The organism is Paenibacillus larvae subsp. larvae, from assembly GCF_002003265.1.
Taxonomy (GTDB): domain Bacteria; phylum Bacillota; class Bacilli; order Paenibacillales; family NBRC-103111; genus Paenibacillus_H; species Paenibacillus_H larvae.
This window is the reverse complement of record NZ_CP019687.1, coordinates 1,144,076-1,166,746: the sequence shown is the minus strand read 5'-3', so window position 1 is coordinate 1,166,746 and position 22,671 is coordinate 1,144,076. Positions and strand designations below refer to the sequence as shown.

At 43.6% G+C, this 22,671-nt stretch carries 18 protein-coding genes, 1 pseudogene and 1 riboswitch; of the genes and pseudogenes, 14 read left to right on the top strand and 5 right to left on the bottom strand.

The window, feature by feature from the left end; genetic code table 11:
* Positions 1–19 precede the first annotated feature (19 nt).
* Positions 20–475 (bottom strand): Lrp/AsnC family transcriptional regulator, encoded by a 456-nt coding sequence (locus BXP28_RS05835; RefSeq protein ID WP_023484233.1) that lies wholly within the window; start codon positions 473–475, stop codon positions 20–22.
* A 181-nt stretch (positions 476–656) separates the two neighbouring features.
* On the opposite strand from BXP28_RS05835, the gene BXP28_RS05830 reads away from it, so the two are divergent.
* The 6 genes from BXP28_RS05830 to BXP28_RS05805 all read left to right on the top strand — a co-directional run bounded on the left by BXP28_RS05830 (position 657) and on the right by BXP28_RS05805 (position 6,795).
* Positions 657–1,490: a sulfite exporter TauE/SafE family protein gene (locus BXP28_RS05830; protein ID WP_023484232.1), complete on the top strand. Its 834-nt coding sequence runs from the start codon at positions 657–659 to the stop codon at positions 1,488–1,490.
* Positions 1,487–1,882, top strand: a complete 396-nt coding sequence (locus BXP28_RS05825; RefSeq protein WP_024094017.1) for a DUF1634 domain-containing protein — start codon at positions 1,487–1,489, stop codon at positions 1,880–1,882. The genes BXP28_RS05830 and BXP28_RS05825 overlap by 4 nt, the downstream gene beginning before the upstream one ends.
* Before the next feature lie 244 nt (positions 1,883–2,126).
* Positions 2,127–3,995, top strand: coding sequence for an FAD-dependent oxidoreductase (locus BXP28_RS05820; RefSeq protein WP_235430636.1), 1,869 nt, complete (start codon positions 2,127–2,129; stop codon positions 3,993–3,995).
* Between the two features lie 70 nt (positions 3,996–4,065).
* The gene (locus tag BXP28_RS05815; RefSeq protein ID WP_158529817.1) at positions 4,066–5,583 is read left to right on the top strand and encodes a UDP-N-acetylmuramoyl-L-alanyl-D-glutamate--2,6-diaminopimelate ligase; all 1,518 of its coding nucleotides are present in this window, start codon (positions 4,066–4,068) and stop codon (positions 5,581–5,583) included.
* The gene (locus BXP28_RS05810; protein ID WP_051427840.1) at positions 5,570–6,100 is read left to right on the top strand and encodes a peptidoglycan bridge formation glycyltransferase FemA/FemB family protein; all 531 of its coding nucleotides are present in this window, start codon (positions 5,570–5,572) and stop codon (positions 6,098–6,100) included. The genes BXP28_RS05815 and BXP28_RS05810 overlap by 14 nt, the downstream gene beginning before the upstream one ends.
* Complete coding sequence (locus BXP28_RS05805) at positions 6,097–6,795, top strand: lipid II:glycine glycyltransferase FemX (protein ID WP_051427839.1); 699 nt, start codon at positions 6,097–6,099, stop codon at positions 6,793–6,795. Before BXP28_RS05810 ends, BXP28_RS05805 begins: the two co-directional genes overlap by 4 nt.
* A 124-nt stretch (positions 6,796–6,919) precedes the next feature.
* Here BXP28_RS05805 and BXP28_RS05800 read toward each other — a convergent pair.
* Positions 6,920–7,054, bottom strand: a pseudogene (locus BXP28_RS05800) (ammonium transporter); the annotation flags it as partial.
* Positions 7,055–7,263: 209 nt separating this feature from the next.
* Between BXP28_RS05800 and BXP28_RS05795 the strand changes: the two are divergent.
* From BXP28_RS05795 to wecB, 3 genes are all read left to right on the top strand, one after another.
* Positions 7,264–8,631, top strand: a complete 1,368-nt coding sequence (locus tag BXP28_RS05795; protein ID WP_023484228.1) for an amino acid permease — start codon at positions 7,264–7,266, stop codon at positions 8,629–8,631.
* 120 nt (positions 8,632–8,751) lie between these two features.
* Entirely contained in the window at positions 8,752–9,918 is a 1,167-nt protein-coding gene (locus BXP28_RS05790) for a nitric oxide synthase oxygenase (RefSeq protein ID WP_077584950.1), read from the top strand.
* 958 nt (positions 9,919–10,876) lie between these two features.
* Positions 10,877–12,037 carry a non-hydrolyzing UDP-N-acetylglucosamine 2-epimerase gene (gene wecB, locus BXP28_RS05780; protein WP_023484226.1) on the top strand — a complete coding sequence of 387 codons (1,161 nt, stop codon included), beginning with the start codon at positions 10,877–10,879 and terminating at the stop codon, positions 12,035–12,037.
* Between the two features lie 306 nt (positions 12,038–12,343).
* Here the strand turns inward: wecB and BXP28_RS05775 are convergent, their stop codons facing one another.
* Both BXP28_RS05775 and BXP28_RS05770 read right to left on the bottom strand, forming a co-directional pair.
* On the bottom strand, positions 12,344–12,685 hold the full coding sequence (locus tag BXP28_RS05775; protein ID WP_023484225.1) for a hypothetical protein: 342 nt from the start codon (positions 12,683–12,685) through the stop codon (positions 12,344–12,346).
* Positions 12,686–12,739: 54 nt separating this feature from the next.
* Positions 12,740–12,925: a hypothetical protein gene (locus BXP28_RS05770; protein WP_036654294.1), complete on the bottom strand. Its 186-nt coding sequence runs from the start codon at positions 12,923–12,925 to the stop codon at positions 12,740–12,742.
* Between the two features lie 653 nt (positions 12,926–13,578).
* Between BXP28_RS05770 and BXP28_RS05765 the strand changes: the two genes are divergently transcribed.
* Positions 13,579–14,235: a bis-aminopropyl spermidine synthase family protein gene (locus tag BXP28_RS05765; protein ID WP_023484224.1), complete on the top strand. Its 657-nt coding sequence runs from the start codon at positions 13,579–13,581 to the stop codon at positions 14,233–14,235.
* Between the two features lie 257 nt (positions 14,236–14,492).
* Positions 14,493–15,014 (top strand): methylated-DNA--[protein]-cysteine S-methyltransferase, encoded by a 522-nt coding sequence (locus BXP28_RS05760; protein WP_036654291.1) that lies wholly within the window; start codon positions 14,493–14,495, stop codon positions 15,012–15,014.
* Here the strand turns inward: BXP28_RS05760 and BXP28_RS05755 are convergent.
* Positions 15,011–16,810 carry a glycerophosphodiester phosphodiesterase gene (locus BXP28_RS05755; RefSeq protein WP_023484222.1) on the bottom strand — a complete coding sequence of 600 codons (1,800 nt, stop codon included), beginning with the start codon at positions 16,808–16,810 and terminating at the stop codon, positions 15,011–15,013. The two genes, BXP28_RS05760 and BXP28_RS05755, sit on opposite strands and share 4 nt — an antisense overlap.
* A gap of 309 nt (positions 16,811–17,119) precedes the next feature.
* On the opposite strand from BXP28_RS05755, the gene BXP28_RS05750 reads away from it, so the two are divergent.
* Genes BXP28_RS05750 through BXP28_RS05740 form a run of 3 tightly spaced genes read left to right on the top strand, consistent with a single transcriptional unit; the run spans position 17,120 to position 22,065 of the window.
* Positions 17,120–18,637 (top strand): extracellular solute-binding protein, encoded by a 1,518-nt coding sequence (locus BXP28_RS05750; RefSeq protein WP_036656678.1) that lies wholly within the window; start codon positions 17,120–17,122, stop codon positions 18,635–18,637.
* 9 nt (positions 18,638–18,646) lie between these two features.
* The gene (locus tag BXP28_RS05745; protein WP_174567574.1) at positions 18,647–20,467 is read left to right on the top strand and encodes a cache domain-containing sensor histidine kinase; all 1,821 of its coding nucleotides are present in this window, start codon (positions 18,647–18,649) and stop codon (positions 20,465–20,467) included.
* The gene (locus BXP28_RS05740; protein ID WP_023484219.1) at positions 20,464–22,065 is read left to right on the top strand and encodes a response regulator transcription factor; all 1,602 of its coding nucleotides are present in this window, start codon (positions 20,464–20,466) and stop codon (positions 22,063–22,065) included. Before BXP28_RS05745 ends, BXP28_RS05740 begins: the two co-directional genes overlap by 4 nt.
* A 302-nt stretch (positions 22,066–22,367) precedes the next feature.
* A riboswitch (M-box (ykoK) riboswitch) is annotated at positions 22,368–22,540 on the top strand.
* The last annotated feature ends 131 nt before the right edge of the window (positions 22,541–22,671 follow it).

Genomic DNA, 22,671 nt, shown 5'->3' with positions numbered 1-22,671 from the left:
CTTCCCGGCTTTTTCTCTGTTAAATCAACATTCCACCACGTTCCTTATACCTCGCTATCAACACTTCACTTTGAACCGATGTAATCCCTTCGATCTTCTGAAGCTTTTTCATCATTTTCCCGGCATGGGTGGAGTCATCCAATAAAGCATGCACATGAAGATGAGGCTTGCCGCTCATCTGATAGATATTTGTGATTTCCTCGGCTGCAGTTAATTGTTCAATGACCTGGTGCAAATGAATCCATTCCACTTCAATATCGAAATACATCGATAGCATTTTTCCGGCTTTTAACGGATTGACCACAATAGTAAACTTGTCAATAATCCCATCCTCAACGAGATGATGAACTCTTTCCCTTAATGCTGCACGGGTCAGGCCTATCAGTCTTCCCAGCTCCGCATGGCTTAATCGCCCGTTTTCCGATAGAAGCTTAATAATCTGTGTGTCCGTTTCATCCAAATGCTTAAATTCCATAGTCGGCCCCTTTCTGAAGAGGAAGTCTGTTTTTATTATTAAATTATATACAATGTATAGTTTTTATTCAAATTTGGATATCGGAAGTATAATATCTACATATACATACGGTATAATTGATGATAGAATCTAAAATTGGGCAAAGTACATTTAAGTAGAGAAGGAGGAGAGACAAGTGACCATGTGGGCTTTGGAAATATTGTTAATTTCCGTTTTGGTCGGAGTAGTCGGTTCCGTATTGGGACTCGGGGGCGGAATTATTGTAACGCCGGCTCTAACCTTGTTGTTCGGTGTTGATATTAAGCATGCGATCGGCGCCAGCATTATTTCTGTAATTGCTACCTCAAGCGGCTCCGCTATAGCTTATATACGGGACCAAATTACGAATGTACGCGTAGGCATGTTCCTTGAGATCGCAACAACAATAGGAGCCGTAACAGGGGCGATTATTGGCGGATTAATAGCTCCAGGGGCTTTATATGTGATTTTTGGCCTGCTGCTGCTTTATTCGGCTTTGGCTATGATCAAGAAGGGGAAGGACGAACTTCCGGCAGAAGTACCCTTACATCCTGTTGCAGAAAAACTGAAACTGCATAATCACTACTACGATAAAGCTCTTCAACAGAACGTTTCCTACAATGTGGACAACGTTTATGGGGGATTTGGCGTCATGTATGGGGCCGGTATCATTTCGGGACTTCTCGGCATTGGCAGCGGAAGCTTTAAAGTGATGGCCATGGATGTATTTATGAAGCTTCCCTTAAAAGTATCAAGTGCAACGAGCAATTTCATGATGGGGGTAACAGCAGCTGCCAGTGCAGGTATTTATCTTTTCAGGGGGGACATTGACCCGGGTATCTCTGCTCCGGTGGCTCTGGGGGTCTTAATCGGAGCCACGGTTGGCACCAGAATCATGCAGCGTCTAAAGAGCAAGACGATACGAAAGCTCTTTATTCCTATTCTCATCTATGTATCCATTCAAATGATCCTACAAGCATGGGGGATAAAACTATGAAGGAACCTAAAATGAAAACTTCACCGCCCTCTCAGGAAGCCGAAGAGCTTGCAGCTGTTGAACTGGTCGTGAGCCGTTTTTTGCGTGCAGGTGTTGTGCTCAGTGCAGTTGTCATTGGGACAGGTCTGCTTATGTTTCTTATAACCGACAGCAGCGGTTACCCGGACGCTGTTTTTCCAACCGGATTAATTGAAATTGTACAGGGATTGATGGCTCTCAAACCGTATGGAATTATCTTGACGGGATTGTTTTTACTAATTTTAACTCCTGTTCTGCGGGTAGCTGTTTCACTGCTCGTTTTCTGGAAGCAGAGAGATTGGATGTACATGGGGATTACTACTGTTGTACTAGGTATTCTCATTATCAGTTTTTTTATCGGCAGGGCAGGATAATCGACATATGAAAATAAAACTTTTTGCATCTGAAATCAGTCTCATTATAATGGGCTGATTTTTTTTGAAATAATTTCAAAATACCATTTTTTTTAAAACAATTTAGATACCATTCACTATATAATTAGATTTGGACATTAAATAAAGCAATGCTGGGCTCAAGGATAGAGGTGTATTAGGTTTGCGGAAATGGTTGTCTATAAGTTTAGTTATCCTCTTTTGCATAAGTGCGGTGGGAGGGTGGTTGTACCTGCATCATAAAAATGACTCGTCTAAGTCTAAGACCCGGTCCGAATCGATCAAGGACGGTCTTGTCCAAGTAATGTCAAGCAGTCATCTTCAGGATAACTATGATGTTATCGTTGTCGGTACAGACCCGGAAGGCATAAGCGCTGCTTTGTCTTCCGCAAGAAACGGTCTGAAGACACTATTAGTAGACGGTAGAAACCGGGACAGGCTGGGAGGCCTGATGACGATTGGGTGGCTCAATACCATTGATATGGACCGGTTGCCGGCCAAATCTTCCGAGAAATCCCCCGAGATTTTAAATAAAGGTATTTTTCTGGAATGGTACAGCCAGATAGAAGGTGATTCCTTTGATGTCATTACAGCAGCCAACGTTTTCTATCAAATGATACGAAACGAGCCTAACCTTGACCTGCTGATGAAAGTGAAATCTATTGATCCGTTGACAGGAAAAGGGAAGGACGCAAGACCGAAAGTAGAAGGCATAAAAGTGGTGAAAGAAAACGGGGAGGAAGCGGTTATCAGCTCTCCAACGGTTATTGACGCTACTCAGGACGGAGACATTATGGCACAAGCCGGTGTTCCTTATACATATGGAAGAGAAGATCTGGGTGATAGGGAATCAAGAATGGCCGTCACGGCGGTCTTCAGACTGAAACATGTTACTCCGGAGGTATGGAAGCAAATTCAAGACCGCTTCAACAAAAATGATAACCCCGAAACAGGGGACAATGAGGAAAGCGCATGGGGATTCATTGATTTCAATGATTATCAGCCTATAAATCAGAGGCGTGTAAAAATGCGGGGTTTAAAAATTAGTAGGCAAAAAAATGATAAGGTTTTAATCAATGGTATGCAAATCTTTCATATCGATGGCGCAGACCCGGGAAAAAGAGCAGAGGCTTTTCAAATTGCCAGGAGTGAAGTTCCTCATGTGCTACAATATTTGAAGGAGCATTACCCGGAATTTAAAAATGTGGAACCGGATGGCATAGCGCCTGAATTATATGTCCGTGAAACCAGGCATATGCAGGGTGAATACCGGTTGTCAATTCTTGATATTTTGGAAAACAAAGACCAGTGGGACCGGGTAGCTTTTGGTTCCTGCCCGGTAGACATTCAACATCTTCATGCAGAGGACTCAGCCGCGGTGGCTTGCAGCCCCCGGCAATATGCGATTCCTTTCCGCAGCCTTGTTCCGATCCAAATGAACGGACTGCTTGTTGTTGGCAGGGCCGCAAGTTACCATTCGCTTGCCCATGGAAGCGCCAGGGTTATTCCTGTCGGTATGGCAGAAGGCCAATCGGCAGGTGCAGCAGCGAAGATTGCCAAGGAACAGAACATTACATTTCACGAACTGTCAGCTTCAAGAGAAATGATTGACAAACTTCATGAACTGCTGCAGCGTCAAGGAATGGATCTGAAACCATTTAAGCACCCTTCGTCTCCTTTCATGAAGCATAGACAGTATGAGGGATTAAAAGTTGCCGTCTCTCTAGGACTTGCTGACGGAGGCTGCAGCAATAATTTCCATCTGGATGAGACTTCTAACCCGTTTCGTATGGCCCAACTGGTTAAAAGGGCCGGTTTTATACAAAAAGAAGGATGGAAACAAGATCCCATGACGGCTCTTCAAAATATAGAGAAACCGGAAGAGACGGCCTTAACCCTGGATCAGGCTGCTTATACCATTACACAAGCTCTTGGCATACCATCGACCCTTAAACAGGCCAGAACGGAATTAGAAAAGGCCGGCATACTTTCAAATGAGTCTGAAGATACCATTTTGAATAAAGAAAAGATGACAATAGGCGACATGTACATGCTTCTAAAGGATTTGAAAAACGGCATTGAGACAAGGTATTAATGAGATAAAGTATGAAATAGTTTTGGTTTGGTATATTCGAAGTAAATTGAACTATTATCGAAAGGAATGAATGAATGTTTTGAAACTTTCTCAGCTAACCCAGGATTTATTAGTAAAAAGAATGATAGGAAACCCGGATACGGAAATAACAGGAATAAAATCTTATTCCGGTTCCGTCACGCCGGGTGATTTGTTTATATGTGTCCCCGGTGTCCTTGCAGACGGACACGATTATGTGAACGAGGCCATACAACGCGGCTGTGCAGCATTGATGGCAGAAAAAAAGGTAGAACGTCTGGAAGGAAGCATACCTTGCATTGTCGTACCAGATACCCGCAGAGCGATGGCCGTACTCGCGGATGCCTACTATGGGCATCCCTCCAATGCAATGAACCTGATTGGAGTTACCGGTACTAACGGGAAAACAACCACCACTCATATGATTGAACATATTTTCCATCATACCGGCCATAAGACAGGTCTAATCGGTACCGTTTCAATGAAATTGGGGTCATACATAGAAAAAACGGAAAATACCACTCCGGAGAGTCTTGTGCTGCAAAGCATGCTTAAACGTATGGCCGATCGGGAAGCGAAGTATGCCGTTCTCGAAGTATCCTCCCATGCATTAAGAATGGGTAGGGTAAGGGGCTGCAATTTTAAAACGGCAGTATTCACGAATCTGTCCCATGACCATTTGGATTATCATTCAAGCATGGATCAATACTTGGAGGATAAATCTATACTGTTTGGGCAGTTGGGTAATTCATACGGTTCTTTGCCTAAAGTGGCTATTCTGAATGCCGATGATCCTTTTTCAAAGAAACTTGCAGCCAAAACGTCGGCACAAGTAATCCACTACGGGATTGATCAGCCGTCCGATGTTAGAGCAAGTGAGATCAGGATGAACCAGGAATCCACCTCATTCTGGCTGGATACTTATCTTGGAAGTACATGGATTCACCTTAATGTCGTTGGCATCTTTAATGTTTATAATGCCCTTGCCGCCATTGCTGTTTCTCTGGTTGAGGGAATTCCGCTGGAGGATATTAAACAGCGTCTGGAGGGTTTTAAAGGAGTAAAGGGCAGATTCCAGGCGATTGAAACTGGTCAGGATTTTCAGGTTATTATTGACTACGCTCATAATCCCGACGGGCTGGAGAAGGTGATTTCCACAGCCAGAGCCATTACTAAAGGCAAGATTATTGCTTTGATAGGATGCGAAGGAGACCGGGATAAAGCCAAAAGGCCGATTATGGCAGCGAAAGCGGCGATACTGGCAGATAAGGCCATTTTGACATCGGACAACCCCAGATCCGAAAGGTCGGAAAGCATTTTGGAAGATATGGTCCGGGGACTGGATAATGCGGGGTTAAGCCGGTGTGAAACGATAACAAGCCGAAAAGATGCCATCCATCGAGCTCTTGAACTGGCTAAAACCGGCGACTGTGTATTGATTTTGGGCAAAGGGCACGAGACGCAGCAGATTTTCAAAGACCATCAAATTCCATTTGACGATGCTGAAATCGCGATGCATTGGCTCGAAAGCAAAAAGCTACAAGGGAGATGGCGGAATGAAGTATGTTAACCATCTGGAAACTGAAACATTTGCCCGTTTTGTACACGGATTCGAGCAGGCCCATTTTATGCAAACGCCTGAATGGGGAGAGATGAAATCTCCCTCCGGTTGGGTATCCCGCAGAATCGGCATCGAGCATCAGGGGGAACTTGTTGGAGCGTCCCTGCTGCTAATTCGCAGGCTTCCCCTAATCAGATATAGCATCATGTATGCCCCAAGGGGATTTATGGTTGATTTTACCAACCGGGAAGCTCTTCAGGTTATGACGGAAGGAATCAAAGCCCTTGGGAAAAAGCAAAGGTCTATCTTTTTAAAAGTGGATCCGGAACTGATTGCCAGAGCTAAAGATATATCTGGCTCTTCTGAACCCGACCAAACGGCATCCTTACCCTATAAACCGAATGAGATTATCCGTGGCATGGAAGAACTCGGCTACCGGCATCAAGGCGATGAACTTAATTTTGACGGTGTCCAGCCCCGTTTTCAACTCGCGTTTCTCTGCTTCCGGAAGAAGAAGAAATCATGAAAGGGTTTCATGCCAAAACTCAATACAACATCAGGCTGTCAGCAAGAAAGGGGGTTGAAATTGTAAAGGGGGCAGAAGCGGATATTGATACGTTTACCCGGATCATGGAAGTAACGGGAAAAAGGGACGGGTTTGTAACCAGGGACGAGGAATATTTCAAAAGGCTGTACCGTATTCTTAAGCCGAAGGGAATAGTCGAGCTGTACCTGGCTAAAATTAATCCGGTTAAGGCTATAGCCCATCTGCAGAAGCAACTGGATGATACGCAAAGACAGCTGAACCGTTTGGATAAAACAGAGGGCCGGGAAAAAGACCCCGTTAAATCCGGGGAACGGGCCGCCAAAAAAGAAACGCTGCAAAAAAAGCTGTTAAGAGATACCAATGTTTTGCAATCCATGGAGCAAATGGCGAAAGAGCATCCAGACGGTCTCGTCGTATCCGGGGCAATAGAAGCTTTCGCCGAAAAGAGCTCCTGGTACGTATACGGGGCCAGTGATAATGTATTCCGTGATTACATGCCAAACTATCTGATTCAGTGGGAAATGATGAAGGAAGCTAAAAAAAGAGGATGTACGATGTATGACTTTGGCGGCATATCCGGGGATCTCTCACCTGATAATCCTCTTTGGGGTCTTTATAAGTTCAAAAAAGGCTTTGGCGGACAATTTCTGGAGTTTATCGGAGAATTCAACTAGAAAAAACTGTCTTTCGGCGGGCTGTTAAAAAGATCAAGATAAAGGAAAGAGCTTGGGTAATGACCAAGCTCTTAATTTATGTATGTCACAGACGAAAGGGCATTTTCAAACAATTTTATACTAAAAACATCACAACGCCCGATATAAGTCCGATTACGACGGCAGCCCAAGGTTCCACATAGGCACAAGAAGCCGTGATAGCAACAAGGCCGGCGAGTGTACCATTCAAAATACTCGGTATATCTGCTTTACCGTTCAATACCCAGTTAACGTTTGGCAGCAGTAGATTAGAGTTAAGAAGAATGCCAACTTTTCTTATCTTTTAAAACAGCTGTTCCAAACGTTTTTTTGTTGTGGAATTTTTCACTTATGCAGGAGGAAATGATAATCGGAGATAGAATAGTATTTTTTAGCAATTCACCAATTTAAAGGTTAGGAATGGCCAACATGATAGAGGAGGAGACATGAATGAGCAGCAACAAATCAACAACAGAATTGCACCGAGGGCTGGAAGAACGGCATATTACCCTTATGTCTCTTGGGGCCGCAATAGGAGTAGGCTTATTCCTGGGGTCAGGCAAAGCCATTCAATTGGCTGGACCGGGAATTTTGCTGGCTTATGCCTTCAGTGGGCTTGTCATGTTTTTCATTATGAGGGCATTGGGGGAAATGGCAATCCAAAAACCGGTTGCCGGTTCATTCAGCAGGTATGCCAGAGAATATCTGGGGCCGCTGCCCGGTTTCTTGACAGGATGGAACTATTGGTTTCTTTGGATCGTGACATGTATGGCGGAAATAACTGCTGTAGGTGTTTATATGGAGTACTGGTTCCCGGGCGTCCCTCGCTGGATTTGGGCACTTGCCGCTCTTGTCATCATGACCATAGTGAATTTCCTTGCTGTCAAAGCGTATGGGGAACTGGAGTTTTGGTTTGCCCTGATCAAAATTGTAACCATTATCTTTATGATCTTTATTGGCCTTGGAATGATTGTCTTCGGTATAGGGAATGGCGGAATCGCGATAGGGATCCGTAATTTGTGGGAACATGGAGGATTATTTCCGAACGGAGTCAGCGGAGTTCTGTTATCTTTGCAAATGGTTTTGTTTGCTTTTCTCGGGATTGAGATGATTGGAGTCACTGCTGGGGAAGTTAAAAATCCGGAAAAATCCTTATCCAGGGCAATCGATAATGTATTCTGGCGGATTCTGATCTTCTATGTGGGGGCATTGTTTGTTGTATTATCCATTTATCCCTGGAACGAGGTCGGGTTAAAAGGCAGTCCCTTTGTGCTCATGTTTGATCAGATCGGTATTCCGGCTGCAGCAGGCATTATCAACTTTGTCGTTCTTACAGCGGCCCTTTCCTCTTGCAACAGCGGAATTTTCAGTACAAGCCGGATGCTATTTAATCTGGCTGAGCAAGGGGAAGCCCCGAAGCGGGTGAACCGGTTGACCAAAGGAGGCGTACCGGGCCGGGCAGTCGTTATTTCGGCCATAGCTTTATTAATTGGCGTTTTGCTTAATTACGTGGTACCGGAAGATGTATTTACTTGGGTTACCAGCATAGCTACATTTGGAGCTATCTGGACCTGGGCCATTATTTTGGTTTCGCAGATTAAGTATAGAAAACAATTGAAAGCCGCAGAACAAAACAAACTAAAATATAAGATGCCTTTATTTCCCTTCTCCTCTTATCTGTCCCTGGCTTTCCTGGTTTTCTGTGTTTGCTTAATGGCTTATGCCCCTGATACCCGTGTGTCAGTTATTGTAGGGCCACTCTGGTTTTTGCTCCTGATCTGTTTCTATTACGGAAAGGGCTATCATAGGAGGAAATAAGGAAACGCTAAAGTCTGTCCCGTCATAAAACGTTCATAAAAATCCCTGGATTCAGACAAAAATACCCGATATCATGAACCATATGAAGCAATGCATGCAGCAGAAGGCAGGGAAACATCTATGACGAAAGAACGGGATGTCATTTTTGAAGAATCAGCATCTTTTATTCGTGAAAGTTATTCGGAGCTCGGGAAAAGTGAGAAGGAAACCCGGCAACGGCTCCGGGAGATCAGGCAAAGCATTGAAGCGACCGGAACGTACTCCCACAATGCGGAAGAACTTGAATACGGGGCTAAAGTTGCCTGGAGAAACAACAGCAGATGTATTGGCAGGCTCTTTTGGCAAACGTTACATATATTCGACCAAAGGCAGTTGAAAACGGAAAAAGAGATAGCGGAAGCTCTCTTTGGCCATATAGATTACGCAACAAACGGCGGCAATATTCGCCCGGCCATTACATTTTTTGCTCCTGAGCAGGAAGACCGCAATATTCGCATCTGGAATCATCAATTGATTCGTTATGCCGGCTACAAGACAGCGACCGGAATTGTAGGGGACCCGGCTTCCGTGGATTTCACCAGACAATGCCAGAGGCTTGGGTGGCATGGTCAGGGGACACCGTTTGATGTGTTACCCTTGGTCATTCAGGTCAATGGACAAGAGCCGCAATGGTTCAAAATACCAGAGGAGCTCATTTTAGAGATTCCTCTTACCCACCCTGATATCAAGGATTTTTCCAAACTGAAGTTAAGGTGGTACGCGGTCCCTATCATCTCGGATATGAAGCTGGAGATCGGGGGAATTTCCTATACTGCCGCACCTTTTAACGGCTGGTACATGGAAACCGAGATCGGAGCCCGCAATTTGGCTGATACGAAAAGATATAATCAGCTGCCCGGGGTAGCTGATTTGATGGGGCTGGACCGCAGTACAAATACATCGCTTTGGAAGGACCGGGCTATGGTGGAGCTGAATGCGGCGGTTCTCCACTCTTACAAACAGTACGGGGTCAGTATAGTCGATCATCATACAGCTTCAGAACAATTTATGCGGTTTGTTTCCCGGGAAGAAGAGAAGGGGCGTATGGTGAACGGAAGATGGTCCTGGCTTATTCCGCCGCTGTCTCCTTCAGCTTCTCCTGTGTGGCACCGATCCTTTGAAGAAGTTCACCTAAAACCGGGCTATTTTTATCAGGAATGCCCTTATGAGAAAGAATCGCCGCATGAGCCTGATACATCCGGTGAAGATTTTACAGCACACACTCCAAAAAGCTGTCCGTTTCATTGAAACGGAGTAATCAGGTGGAAAAAACTTATATTCTTTTTCAATTTGAGACAAGAATTTGTATGCTTAAACGTATATTAAGTTTAAATGATATATATGAGCGTGTAGACAAAGCATGTCCGATATAAAAAGGTAAAAGTTTTTGCTTCCGCCGCTTAATTCCAGGGGATCTGAATGTAGTATGGATCGTGTTTCCCGGAGTTAAAGGTGCACGCTATCGCTCACCAGCCAAAAACTTTTACCTGTAAACTTTGTTGAAAGTGCAGGTCTGTCCATTTTACATTCAAACCACTTAATAGCCCTCAATTACTAGTCGATTGTCTAGTTTCTAGGCCAAAAACGAAATTGCTCAAATAAAAATGTATGGAAATAGTATAATACGTATGTGCGCCAATTTTACATAAAAAAGCGATAAAATAAATATTTTTCTTGACTGGAATTATAAGGATCAATACTATTGAAATAGTATTGTCTTTTCTTGTGTAGCGGTGGTAACCCGGATCTGCTGGTGGGACCGGCAGTACTGTAGCTCAAGGACTCGCTGCCAGAGGCGCATTTGTTGCACTTTTGGATAAAGATAAGAATAAGGTGTTTCAAATCGAAAGTGATCCAAGCGGATGTTGGCAATAGCGAAGAAGTGGAGGCAACGGTAAAAGCCATTCAGGAATCTATGGGGACTGATGAAAGAGGCATGTGCGGGTTCCCCGGAGGCATTCAGATTAGGAATATTTTTTCTAGTATCTGAACAGGCAAAACACATTACAGTACATGATTTGTGTATATGCGGAGCTACGTTGGGCGTATAACTGCGAAAATATCAATTTATATTTAATTTTTATGGTGAGAGTCTGGAATGTTGCCTTTGTTTAAGACCACCCTTACGTCCCCATTATATCGTATATAGTGTAATAAGCTTCTAAAGAAGCAATCAATCTATTATCTCAGTCAGGAAGGTTTAAATATGAATAATACGCGTAAAAAAATAATGGTCATATTCGGAACCAGACCGGAAGCTAGCAAAATGTGCCCGGTAATAAAGGAGCTTAAATGCTATTCAGATTGGTTTGAAACCAAAATTGTAGTTACAGGACAGCATCGTGAACAATTGGATCAGGTTCTGCAAGGCTTTGGTCTTGTTCCCGATATTGATCTAAACATTATGAAACCAAATCAATCCCTGTCTTATATTACAAGTTCTGCTTTGTTAGGATTGGATGAAATTTTGAATGATGAGAAACCTGATTTGATTCTAGTTCATGGGGATACTCAAACATCGATGGTAGGAGCGCTTGCAGGTTTTTTTCACAAAATCCCGGTTGGTCATGTTGAGGCTGGTCTTCGCTCAAACAATAAATTCTCGCCATGGCCAGAGGAAGTAAACCGAAAAGTTGTCGACACAGTATCAGATTTATTGTTTGCTCCGACAACAGTTGGCAAATTAAATTTAATTCGGGAAGGCTACGATGCAAAACAAATCTTTGTAACGGGCCAAACGGCTGTGGATGCCGCGGCACAAACGTATGAAGAACGTTACTCTTTTAAAGAGTGCAAATTAAATGATTTAGACGTTAAAAACTCACGCATTATTACTGTTACTGCTCACCGTAGAGAAAATTATGGAGAGCCAATGAGACAAATATTTCAAGCCATCAAAAAAATTGCAGACAACAATGTAAATATAAAGATCGTTTACCCGATGCACAGAAGTCCAATTGTAAGAGAACTTGCAATCTCCATCCTGGGCGGTCACGAGCGCATTCTTTTGCTAGATCCGTTGGATTATTCGGATATGATTAACCTTTTGTCGTGCTCATCCTTTATTTTGAGTGATTCGGGTGGATTGCAAGAAGAGGCTGCGGTCTTTAACAAACCGTTAATTCTGATGCGTGATACGACAGAGCGCCAGGAGGCAGTTGACTCTGGAGCAGTTGTTCTTGTTGGAACCGATGAGAGAAAGATTGTTGAATTAGCCAATAAACTGCTTTTCGAGAAAGAGTTTTATGAAAAAATGGCAAACAGCAAAAATCCATTTGGTGATGGAAAAGCTTCACATCGAATTGCACAAATTATTTGTCATTATTTTGGTTTTATCCATGAGCTTCCAGAGGAGTTTGATGTTTAAAACTGTAAGATTTAAGTGAATGCCGGAATGAACAAAGTAATTGGAAATAAATTCCGGTTGACTCCCCGAACAAGGGGATGGCATGTCCTAAGTCCAATCTCTATAAACAAGAGTTCAGTACTGACATTACCGGTCTCATAAGCAACAGATAATGTACCAAAACAATCGTTTGGATGTTTCCGGAGGAAGAAATTAAGGCTGTGCTTGCGGAGCAGCCGGGCCTGGCTGCCAAATGGGACTATGAATACGGAGACCGTACAACAGGCAAAGCGCCTTGAACATTCGTCAAGGCGCTTTGCCTATTTCCTATTGATATCTGTTCTGATAACCGGTTTGAGCAGCATCAGTGTGATAGTGCTGGCCCGCAGTTACGGTTTGGGTTGTTTGCACAGTTTGTTGCAGCTGGTGGCAAAGATGAGAGGCTTGCTGCATTTGCTGCATGGCCAACTGGTGGCCTTGCAGGGCAGTCTGGATAATTTGTACAGCCTGATGCTCCCTTTGTGCCAACTCCTGAAGCCGGATTGCATTTTGCTGTTCTTGTTGAAGCAATTGCTGATACATTCCCGAGGCGCGCTGTGTCTGGTCCATCAATTGATGGATAATCTGATCGCACTGCTGGACCTGCTGGGTTATGGATGTGTTATACATAGCCGTCCTCCTTATAACTATTTTGGATACGGTGGTATTATGTGGTAATTGCATTTATTTTATACACGACATTGATGTGCTGATTTCAACAAGGGTTTCCTCTTCTGGCAAGGAGATTAGTTTATAGATCTTATCTTGTTCAATGTGATACATGCATTCACTTTCGGATCGGGACAGGTACCCGATAGTCTGATCAAAGGTGAATGTTTCAAGAACCTTGAGACTTATCGTTTGATCCATGGCAAAACCTCCTGTTTTCCGCTAATAAAGGGTATCTTCTTAATTTTACCATAAAGAAGGCTGCTTTGTCTTTTGCTATCTTGCTCTTTCTTTCATGATGGATAAGTTGTTTTTTCCCGGTTTTATTTTATAATATACACAATTTACATATTGAGGGGATGTCTTGATGTCCGCGTTTGTTCTTAACTAATCAAATTGAATAGGTTAACCCGCTGAATCCATTACACAAAACTGTTGATGGACTGTACTAATTTGGATGGAAAATCTGAGTAATGATATAGATTCCACTGTTTTTTTAAAAAGCCGCTTTTATGTGGTTTCTTTAGGTATGCCTAAGGAAGGGTTAACCAATTAGTTAAGAACACGGGCTTCCATCTATAGATATGATTGCGACTGTCGTGTTTTTGCACGGTTTTGTTTTTATCATGGATCAAAAGACAGGAGATGAACTCGGTGTTCACTTCTGTCTTTTTTTTATGGATCGGGGATGCTCTGCAAGTGTTTCAAACCCGTCCTCAGGTTGATGTACAAATAGATCAATCCAAATGCACACCAGTCTGAACAGGGCCGTTCTGTGTCTCAAACATTATGCCTTGATCGGAAAGCGGATTCTCTAAGTAGGGGACGATGATCTGGTTAGTATTTCACTGGGATTGCTTCTAAAACAATTATTTCCGGATGGGATTCTTACGCAAACGGAGATCCATGTTACCGATATAGATGACCGTTTCCTGGATTATATCCGCATGCTGGCAGAACAGGAAGGATTACCGGTCCGGTGTCACCATCATGATCTTAGAGAGCCCTTTTTCGGGGAGATCGATAACAGGTATGATTGTTTCTTCACAGATCCGCCTTATACGATGGAAGGAATGTCTTTGTTTGTTTCCAGAGGAATTAGCGCATTGAAGCATGAGAAGGGGCTGCCTGTTTTTTTATCCTATTCCCATAAATCACCGGACTTTATGCTTGCCATGCAGAGGGAGTTCGTACAGATGGGACTTATGACCAAAGAAGTTATTCCCCATTTCAATAAATATGAAGGGGCAGAAATAATCGCCAACCAGGGGCAGATGATTATACTAAACACAACTGATTTGACCAAACCATCCATTAGCGATTCGTTCAGGGAAGCGATATATACAGGAGAGAAAAAGCGGACGCTGCGTTTATACGAGTGCAAGACTTGCAATCAGCAGGTTGCCGTCGGGGCCGCCGGAGAAGTACCTACCATCGAGGCCCTTCAAAACCGGGGATGCTCCAACTGCAAGCAGGATATCTTTGAACTGGTCGTGAGAAAAATCGGTTAAAAACTTGTAAGGATACCGGAACTTTTGCATTCTTGCTTTTCCATTCCGGTGTCCTTACATGTTTGCTTGTCAGAAGGTATACTGGTTTTATAAAGGGCATGAACTTCTGAACGAAAGGTATGGGCTTATGAACAAGTGAAAATTTTCGCCTTTGCAAACGGTGCAAACCGGACGCTCATAAGCTTCCTGAGGATGTACGCCAACCGAGTATCGGCAGTGTAAATCCGGAGAAATGAATATAAATGGAGGGATTAGCTATGGAAAACAACCGTCTTAGCTATATTTATTGGACCCATTTGAATAGGGGAAACTGGAATTTGCATTTGGCCGCAACTTCAAAGGGCCTCTGTTATGTAGAGTCCGGAGATTCGTCCTGGGAAGGGCTGCAGCGCTGGGCTGAAATGCGCCTCCCCCATTCGCAATTAAAACGGGACGATAACCGGATGAACCGGTATAAAGAACAGTTCATTCAGTATTTGGAGAGGGAAAGGAGCGATTTTACATTTCCCCTGGATCTGCATGGAACGCCATTTCAGCTTACGGTTTGGAAGGCGCTTCAAGAGCTCTCTTACGCATCTACTTATGCCTATTCCGACATTGCCGAACTGATTCGGAGACCGGGCGCGGCACGTGCTGTTGGGGCAGCAATTGGAGCCAATCCTGTCCTTATTGCCATTCCCTGCCACCGTGTCATCGGCAAAAATCGGACGCTGACAGGTTATAGGGGAGGACTGAAAATGAAGACAGATTTACTGCAGCTTGAAAAGAGCCGGTCCTAGGGGAGTTCCCGATTGACCGGTTCTTTTAAATCCCGGATAACAGCACGGGCTTCTGCTGTTATATCCGTAATGATTCCATCTACTCCGAGCGTATAATATCGCTCCACCGCTTCTTCCGTATTGATGGTCCAGACAAAAATCGGTTTTCCTGCCAGCTTTGCAGAGGCAATCCGCCGGGCATTGACAAACGATTCTTCCACCACGTAAAAATCGGCATTGAAGCGGCCCAGATCAGCAAAGGTGGCAAAGATGATATAACCCACCTTTAGCTCCGGAACCAACTTCTTGACCTGCCCAACCAGGTCATATTCCAGGCTTTGTACGATTATCCTGTTGTTCTCCACATGATGACGGCGCAATGTTTCAACGAAAGTATCTACGTAATTATGTTCATAACCATGTGTTTTAAGTTCAATATTCAGTTTAATTCTCTTCGGCAGCTTATCAAGCACTTCGTCCAATGAGGGGATTTTTCCTGAAAAGCCGCCCTGTTTTAACGTAATCTGCTGCAATTCTTCTAAAGTTAAATCATACACGTTTACATTTTTTCCGGATAACCGCTTCAGATTTTGATCGTGAATGACAGCTAATTTTCCGTCTCCAGTTTGCAGCACATCCAATTCGATGTAGTCAGCTCCGGCCCGGATAGCACCTTCGAAAGCTTCCATAGTATTTTCAATTCCGGAACGAACGTCCCCGCGATGGGCCATGATTAGCCAATCTTCCTGCTGTTCCCCCCAATCCGTCCATACGGCAGCTATTCCCCAGCCTAGTACAAGCACCAGCCCGGAAGTCAATAGCTTATTGACATGACGGCGTACGAAGCTCTTGTTCCTTTCCTGACCTTCCTTCACTTCCTTGTCTACGGATTTTAAAGGAACTTGTATATCCTTTTGGTCCGCATATCTGGCATATAAGCAGGTAATCACCGTAGTAAAAAGTGGAGTGGAGAGAAGCGTAAGCCCATAAAATGCGCTGCTGAAAGCAAAGTTGATTTCCAGTGTGGAAAATTCTCTTTTATAAAAAGTGATACCGGCCATCACAGTACCTATCAGCAAGATAATGGTGATGAACAATAAGAAAAGGGAAACGAACAGCCATTCGAGTACGGTCCGGATCAATACCCATTTGCTTTCCCAGAAAAGACGGATGCTCTTACGAAAGACTTTCGAAAATTTACTGAACGGTTCCAGAACAAGAATAGGCAAGGCATAGATAAACAGAATATTTAAAATGACAACGCAGGCAAGAAAAAGAGTCAGTGCAAGTGTTCCTAAGGTTGTTTTACTGAGTTCCCCCGTAATAAAACCGGGAATCCGAAGCCCGGGTAATAGAGATGCTCCAATCCCCTCACTGAAAAGGGGGAATAAAAGAATTAAATAAAAGGCTCCGCCAATAAAGCCAAGGCCCCATAATTTAGGAAAACGGGTAACCACCAGCAAAAGGATAGATTTGATACTTATTCTTGTTCGTTGAATGCCGTAATAAGCCAAATAGATAAGTACAGCGAATTCCGCATAGATCAGGACAAAGGCAAAAGGACAGAGAATCAGCAAGCTTAATAGACCGTATGGACTGATCAGAAAACGCAGCAGGTCCTGGTTTGCGACAGCCTGAAAACCGCCCAGAGCAAGAATTTTATGGAACATAACAAAAAAAAACGGGCCAAATAAGGTTATTGTAAGAAGTTTGAATACAAATTCAAAAAGAAGAAAAGAGCGCCCCGAATATTTCCAAACTTGTATCACTTCGCGTGTCATGCGGAAAAAACGGGGGTGTTGTGAAGTTTGTTTCATCGGCAGACATCCTAAATTTTTGTTTAAGTAGCAATTTGTTTTTTGGAATAGTTAACCATAATAGTATTTCCATTATAAGCTTTTACTGACTGTTTACTCAATGTTTAAGCGTGTTTAGGCGACAAAACTATGAATTTTATATAAAAACAGGTACAAAAAATGAATATAAAAGCAATAAATAGTCATAAAAAGAATAAATATGGTATTATATACATGAAAAAGTTTTTGGAATATGCGGTTTCATTGATTCATTCTATGTTCATAGGAAGGAGGATGACAACTATACTTGGTCAGAAGAGAGCTGCCTTTATGAATGGCAGACATTTGACTCGAATTATTCGGCTCATTGTGTATTATTGTAGTGTGATCGGCTTGTTATCGTCATGTGCAGGTTCCAAGGACACATTGCATCGGGGAATGCCGGAAAAAGCTGCGGGAAAAGAACCTGTCTCCATTCTTGTGAAGAGTCTCGGCTTCACTTTTCCTGAGGGACTAAGCGAGAATCAAAACCCCTATTTGGAATACATAGAGGATCATACAAATTTGAAAGTGGATGTCCGTATTCTTCCGTCTACAGGCTACGAGAAAGCATTGGACAACATCATTTCATCCGATAATACTCCTGATATGATCAATGCCGCCTCTGAAATTTGGATTGCCAACCAGGTGAAAGAACAGAGGCTAAAACCGCTGGACGAGTGGATAGACCGTTACGGCCCTGATTTAAAAAAGCATATTCCCGGTTCCGTCTGGAACAAGGTCCGGATTGACGGGAAAATCTATGGGATTCCGAGCCAAAATCTAATCAAAGGATTGGAACTGATGTATGTCCGGAAAGATTGGCTGGACCGGTTGGGACTTGAACCGCCAGTTACGATTGAGGAATACGAGAAAGTCATTGAAGCTTTTGCCACCCAGGATCCTAACGGCAGCGGTGAACAGGATACATACGGACTATCAATGATGCACAGTCTTTACCGGTCAGCCCCCTTTTTTGGTGCATTCGGAATTCAATTAAATCAATGGACGGAAAGAGACGGGAAATTAGTATATTCGAATACTCTCCCGGAGATGAAGGAAGCGTTGGCTTTTTTCGCAAAGCTCTATAAAAACAAGTGGCTGGATCCTGATTTTCCAATGAACAATAACAGCGCGTTTGCACAAAAAATTGAGGAAGGGAAAATAGGGCTTTTTTCTGCAACCTGGTATGATACTCGCGGTCCTATAGACAAAAATATAGAAAAAGAACCTCATGCCGAATGGATTCCTCTTGAATATCCTACAGGAAAAAAAGGGCAGAAGGGAGTTTACGCCACTGTTCCGGTCCAATCTTATCAGGTCATCCCTGCTAACAGCAAACATGGGGAAGCAGTCATTCGAATGCTGAATTTTATTGCGGGAGAAGGAAGACATACCTTAATATTCGGATTTGAAAATGAGGTGTGGAAACGTCTAAACGGGGAAATTGTAACTGATTTCAAAGAACATGATAAACATTTGTACAGGGAAATGTTTACTTCCTTGGTACAAGTGGCCGATCCTCTTCTGAAAACAAGATTGCATTCATATGGCAAACATTTCCGATTGTATGAAAATCTGCAAATCATTGAACAGAATTTGATCGAGAATCTTTATACTGGTCCCCCTACTCCATCCATGGAGTCAAATATGTCTGTTTTGAATAGTTTACAAGGTGTTTTTACGAAGATCATCGTAGGGGCGGTACCTTTGGACGAATTTGACCGTTATGTGGAGGAGTGGAAAGAAAAAGGGGGAGATGCCATAACACGGGAAGTGAATGAGTGGTATCAGGGATTAAACAAATGAGGTTTTATGATGAGATTTTTCCGATGGCTGTATAACCAATATATTCGCAGCACCCAAATTCGCCTAACCAGTTCCTTTCTGCTCGTTTTACTTCCCCTGGTTTTTGTCAGTTTATATGCCAATGACCGTTCCAGGCAGATCGTACTGGACCAGACTTTGTCACAGGCCCAGAATAATTTGGACTCGCAAGCTGCCCATATGGATTTAACCTTGAAAAATGTGGAAGAACTTTCGAGAATGATTGCTTTGGATAAAACATTATTGCAAATGCTGGATCAGGCCGGGCCTGAACTGACCCCGCAAAGCATTATCCAATTCACGGAAATACTTAACCGGCTGTGGCATGTTACTTCTATCAGCCAGATACTGTCTGAAATTTCCGTCTATCATGCTAAATCGGGTACAGTCGTCTCGACCAAAAACGGAGCAAAAAGAATAACACTGGCAGATCAGAAGGAAGTATATGAACAACTAGCTTTGTCCAGTGGAATCGGAGGAACTTATGTACTCCCAAGCCAGAAAATCATGAAGGATACGACTTTCCGTGAACTGTCAGGCTCTGAAATGGTGTCCCTGGTGCGAACCATGGATTTATCCGCCTGGAGTAAGCATTCTAATCTTCTCATCGTTACCTTAAACAAAAAGAAGCTTAACGAATTAATCCTGTCGGCTTTGCCTTCAGCAGGAACTCATCTGTATTTATTTGAAAAGGACGGTAACATTATAACCGGATCGGACCAGCCGGATAGCGGCACGGGATTCATAAATGTGAAAAAAGAAGGGATGCTTCGGATTCAGGCTGAGCTGCCTTCTTATAAATGGTCTCTTGTGATGCTCCAACCGGAACAGGAAATTTACGGACAAACCGGTGTTGTCAGAACGTATACGTATCTTATTATAGTCATAAGTGTTTTGCTTTCCCTTATTTTATCCTGGTGGGTTTTTATCAGGATTGCCTCTCCCCTTGACAGGCTTTCATACGGAATGAAAGAACTGAGTTCCGGGAATTATGATCTGAGGCTGGATACAACACGGAAAGATGAGTTCGGCTATCTGATGAAAACTTATAACAAGATGGCCCGTCATCAGAAACATTTAATTGAAGATTATTATGAGCAGCAATTAAGGCTTGCCAACACGGAATTAAAGTTTCTCCAATCGCAGATCAATCCCCACTTTTTATACAATACCCTGGACTCCATTTACTGGATGGCAAAAAATTACGAGGCGGAGGAGATCAGCGAGATGGTTCTGAATTTATCCCGTTTTTTTCGTCTTAGCTTAAATAAGGGCAAGGAAGCTTTTACGGTTGAGGAAACAATCTCTCACCTTCATTATTACATAAGAGTTCAGCAAATCCGCTTCTTGGACAGCTTTACGGTCTCTTATCAGATCCAGGAGGAAAGCAAGACCATTCCTGTTTACAAACTGCTTTTGCAGCCGTTAGTTGAGAACGCACTGCTTCATGGACTGGAGAGAAAACAGGAGGGAGGAGAACTGATCATCTCCTCTTATCTGGAGGAAGAATATCTCGTTTTGTCAGTCCAAGATAACGGGGATGGAATAAACCGGGAGCGGCTGGATTATATTCAGCAGGAGCTTGGCTCACTGGCACAAAACAAGGCAGCCATTCTTCATGACATGGAGCGGACGATCCAAGATTTATATGGTCTGCGAAACGTCTTAATCCGGCTTAAAATGATGTATGGCCCAAAAGCAGATTTGCAGTTAGAAAGCGAAGAAGGCGTGGAAACCCGGATAACCCTCTTTATTCCTCTTGATTCGTGTAAGAGCGAATTCATTATGGATGGGAAGGAGCGATTAGCATGAACCTGTTGATTGTGGAAGACGAGCCCCGATTACGAAGCAGCCTGGCTCATCATATTCCGTGGTCAGATCATGGGATAGAGGTGGTTGGACTTGCGGCCAACGGAAATGAGGCTTTGAAATATGTGGGACGGAAAAAAACGGATATTTTGCTCCTGGATATTCAAATCCCGGGGATGGACGGACTTACTCTGCTTAAGACAATATTAGAGAAAGATAAGCTTCTTATTACAGTTATTTTAAGTGGCCATGATAATTTTGCATACGCCCAGACAGCCCTTGAACTTGGCGTCTTCAAATATCTGCTGAAGCCGGCCGGGGATCGCGAAATCCTGCAGGCGGTGCTTGGAGCAGCGGAGGAGCTTCGCAGAATCATGGAAAAGAGAAATAATATGGCTGTTTTGCAGCAAAAATGGAAGGAGAATCTGCCTGCTCTTCAAAATAATGCCTTTATTCAAATCCTTCAGGGCTGTTATGGGGCTGCGGAACGGGAACAATTGAACAGGGAGCTAAGCTTGAATCTTAGCAGGGAGAACCAGTACGCGGTTGCCGTTATTGATATAGACCAAGCAGTGGATCAAGAACCGGGTACCAACAATGTTAATAGCCCCCCAAAGAGATACAAACTTATGAGTGTAGCGAAGGAATGGATGGATACAGAATCATGCAGAGTATGCAGTGATGCCTTCGGGATGACCATTCTTCTTTTTACCGCGCCGAAAAATGAAGGGAGTGGGGACTTTATCCTAGGTGTACATTCCACTACTTCAAAGCTATTGTCAATTATTCAGCAAAGCCTGAAGGTGACGGCTAGTGCGGGAATCAGCAGTAAAGCAGGTGAATTGGACAGCTTGCATGAATTATATAAGGAAGCTTGCAGGGCACTCCAGAGCCGGAAGATTTATGGGGGTGGTATTGCCTTTCCGTACCAGGGTGTCCGAAGCTCGCCCGCCGATAATCCTGCTATTTCATTTCCCTATGAAAAAGAACTGGAAATAGCTCTTTATACTATGGATAAAAGCCGTGCTCTTCAAGTTCTGGAATCTGTATGGAGAGATAGTCAGAGCATGCTGAACGGATTGGAAGCTGTCCATGAGCAGGTGATGTATTTCTCCAGTTTCTTAATCCGGTTCATTCATAAGCAAGGATGGCGGATTCAAGAAGTAGTAGGGAAACATGCGGTCTTTTTTCAAAATATTCATCTTCTGAAAACACCCGATCATATTTATAATTGGCTTGAGGACTCCATTCGCAGCATTGTGGCCTACGGACATAGTCAAGGGAAAACCGTACGTCACCAGACGGTAAAAACCATCCTTGAACTAGTAGAGAGGGAGATAGACCAGGATCTGACTTTGGATACGGTGGCGGACAGACTGTATGTGAATGCTTCTTATCTTAGCCGCCTGTTTAAGCAGGAAACGGGCAAAACCTTTACCCAGCATGTGCTGGGGAGAAAGATGGAGCAGGCAAGAATGTGTCTGATGGAAGGCTGCCAAGTTCAGGAAACGGCCTATCAGCTTGGTTATAAGGATGTGAGTTATTTTATCAAGGTATTCCGTAAGTATTGGGGGACGACACCCGGATGTATCAAGGCATAGCCTTGGAAGACAAAAGTCACAAAAAAAGTAATGAAACCCCTATCAGTTGTAATAGGCTGATCGAGAGGATTCTTCCTTAGTGAATTACATGTTGATAGACGGGAGCAGACGTTATTTATATGAGAAAAGCCCTGTTGGAGGAGCTTCTCGGCGATTTGGCGGATGCCGGACAAAAAGGGAACAGGGATTCAGGTTAACGGCAAGCAGGTCTCCGTTCTGGCGAACCCGAAGGGGAAGTGACTTGAAATAGGTATTTCGTTTCAGTAAAATAGTATCTAATGCATGATAGTATAAAAAACAAAAGATATCCTCGTTAGGTGAGGCTCCTATACAAACAAAAGCCACTGCCCGGAAATATCGAGAGATACCTACGGGTAGAACAGAAATTGTCGGATTAAGGCTTTTTCTAAGGTGGCTAAGAGATGCTTCTACTCTTTACGTTGTATAGTGCTAAAACCAGACCAGGGGGAACGGACAGGCTTTTTTGTGTACCTCTGGAGTTTTTCCGGGGGTTTTTTGATGAAAAGAGGAGGAATAGCTATGAAAGGTCACTCGTGTAATAGCGCTAATCATATTCGGAAATCCGCCGGGAGGGAAAGTTTTGTT

What these genes read in the sequence shown, in the direction of transcription:
- BXP28_RS05815 (WP_158529817.1), top strand. Translation starts at nt 4,066, where the DNA reads ATGAATGTTTTGAAACTTTCTCAGCTAACCCAGGATTTATTAGTAAAA.
- BXP28_RS05795 (WP_023484228.1), top strand. Translation starts at nt 7,264, where the DNA reads ATGAGCAGCAACAAATCAACAACAGAATTGCACCGAGGGCTGGAAGAA.
- BXP28_RS05740 (WP_023484219.1), top strand. Translation starts at nt 20,464, where the DNA reads ATGAACCTGTTGATTGTGGAAGACGAGCCCCGATTACGAAGCAGCCTG.
- BXP28_RS05760 (WP_036654291.1), top strand. Translation starts at nt 14,493, where the DNA reads ATGGAAAACAACCGTCTTAGCTATATTTATTGGACCCATTTGAATAGG.
- BXP28_RS05775 (WP_023484225.1), bottom strand. Translation starts at nt 12,685, where the DNA reads ATGTATAACACATCCATAACCCAGCAGGTCCAGCAGTGCGATCAGATT.
- BXP28_RS05770 (WP_036654294.1), bottom strand. Translation starts at nt 12,925, where the DNA reads ATGGATCAAACGATAAGTCTCAAGGTTCTTGAAACATTCACCTTTGAT.
- BXP28_RS05745 (WP_174567574.1), top strand. Translation starts at nt 18,647, where the DNA reads ATGAGATTTTTCCGATGGCTGTATAACCAATATATTCGCAGCACCCAA.
- BXP28_RS05830 (WP_023484232.1), top strand. Translation starts at nt 657, where the DNA reads ATGTGGGCTTTGGAAATATTGTTAATTTCCGTTTTGGTCGGAGTAGTC.
- BXP28_RS05825 (WP_024094017.1), top strand. Translation starts at nt 1,487, where the DNA reads ATGAAGGAACCTAAAATGAAAACTTCACCGCCCTCTCAGGAAGCCGAA.
- BXP28_RS05835 (WP_023484233.1), bottom strand. Translation starts at nt 475, where the DNA reads ATGGAATTTAAGCATTTGGATGAAACGGACACACAGATTATTAAGCTT.
- BXP28_RS05790 (WP_077584950.1), top strand. Translation starts at nt 8,752, where the DNA reads ATGACGAAAGAACGGGATGTCATTTTTGAAGAATCAGCATCTTTTATT.
- BXP28_RS05810 (WP_051427840.1), top strand. Translation starts at nt 5,570, where the DNA reads ATGAAGTATGTTAACCATCTGGAAACTGAAACATTTGCCCGTTTTGTA.
- BXP28_RS05805 (WP_051427839.1), top strand. Translation starts at nt 6,097, where the DNA reads ATGAAAGGGTTTCATGCCAAAACTCAATACAACATCAGGCTGTCAGCA.
- BXP28_RS05755 (WP_023484222.1), bottom strand. Translation starts at nt 16,810, where the DNA reads ATGAAACAAACTTCACAACACCCCCGTTTTTTCCGCATGACACGCGAA.
- wecB (WP_023484226.1), top strand. Translation starts at nt 10,877, where the DNA reads ATGAATAATACGCGTAAAAAAATAATGGTCATATTCGGAACCAGACCG.
- BXP28_RS05750 (WP_036656678.1), top strand. Translation starts at nt 17,120, where the DNA reads ATGAATGGCAGACATTTGACTCGAATTATTCGGCTCATTGTGTATTAT.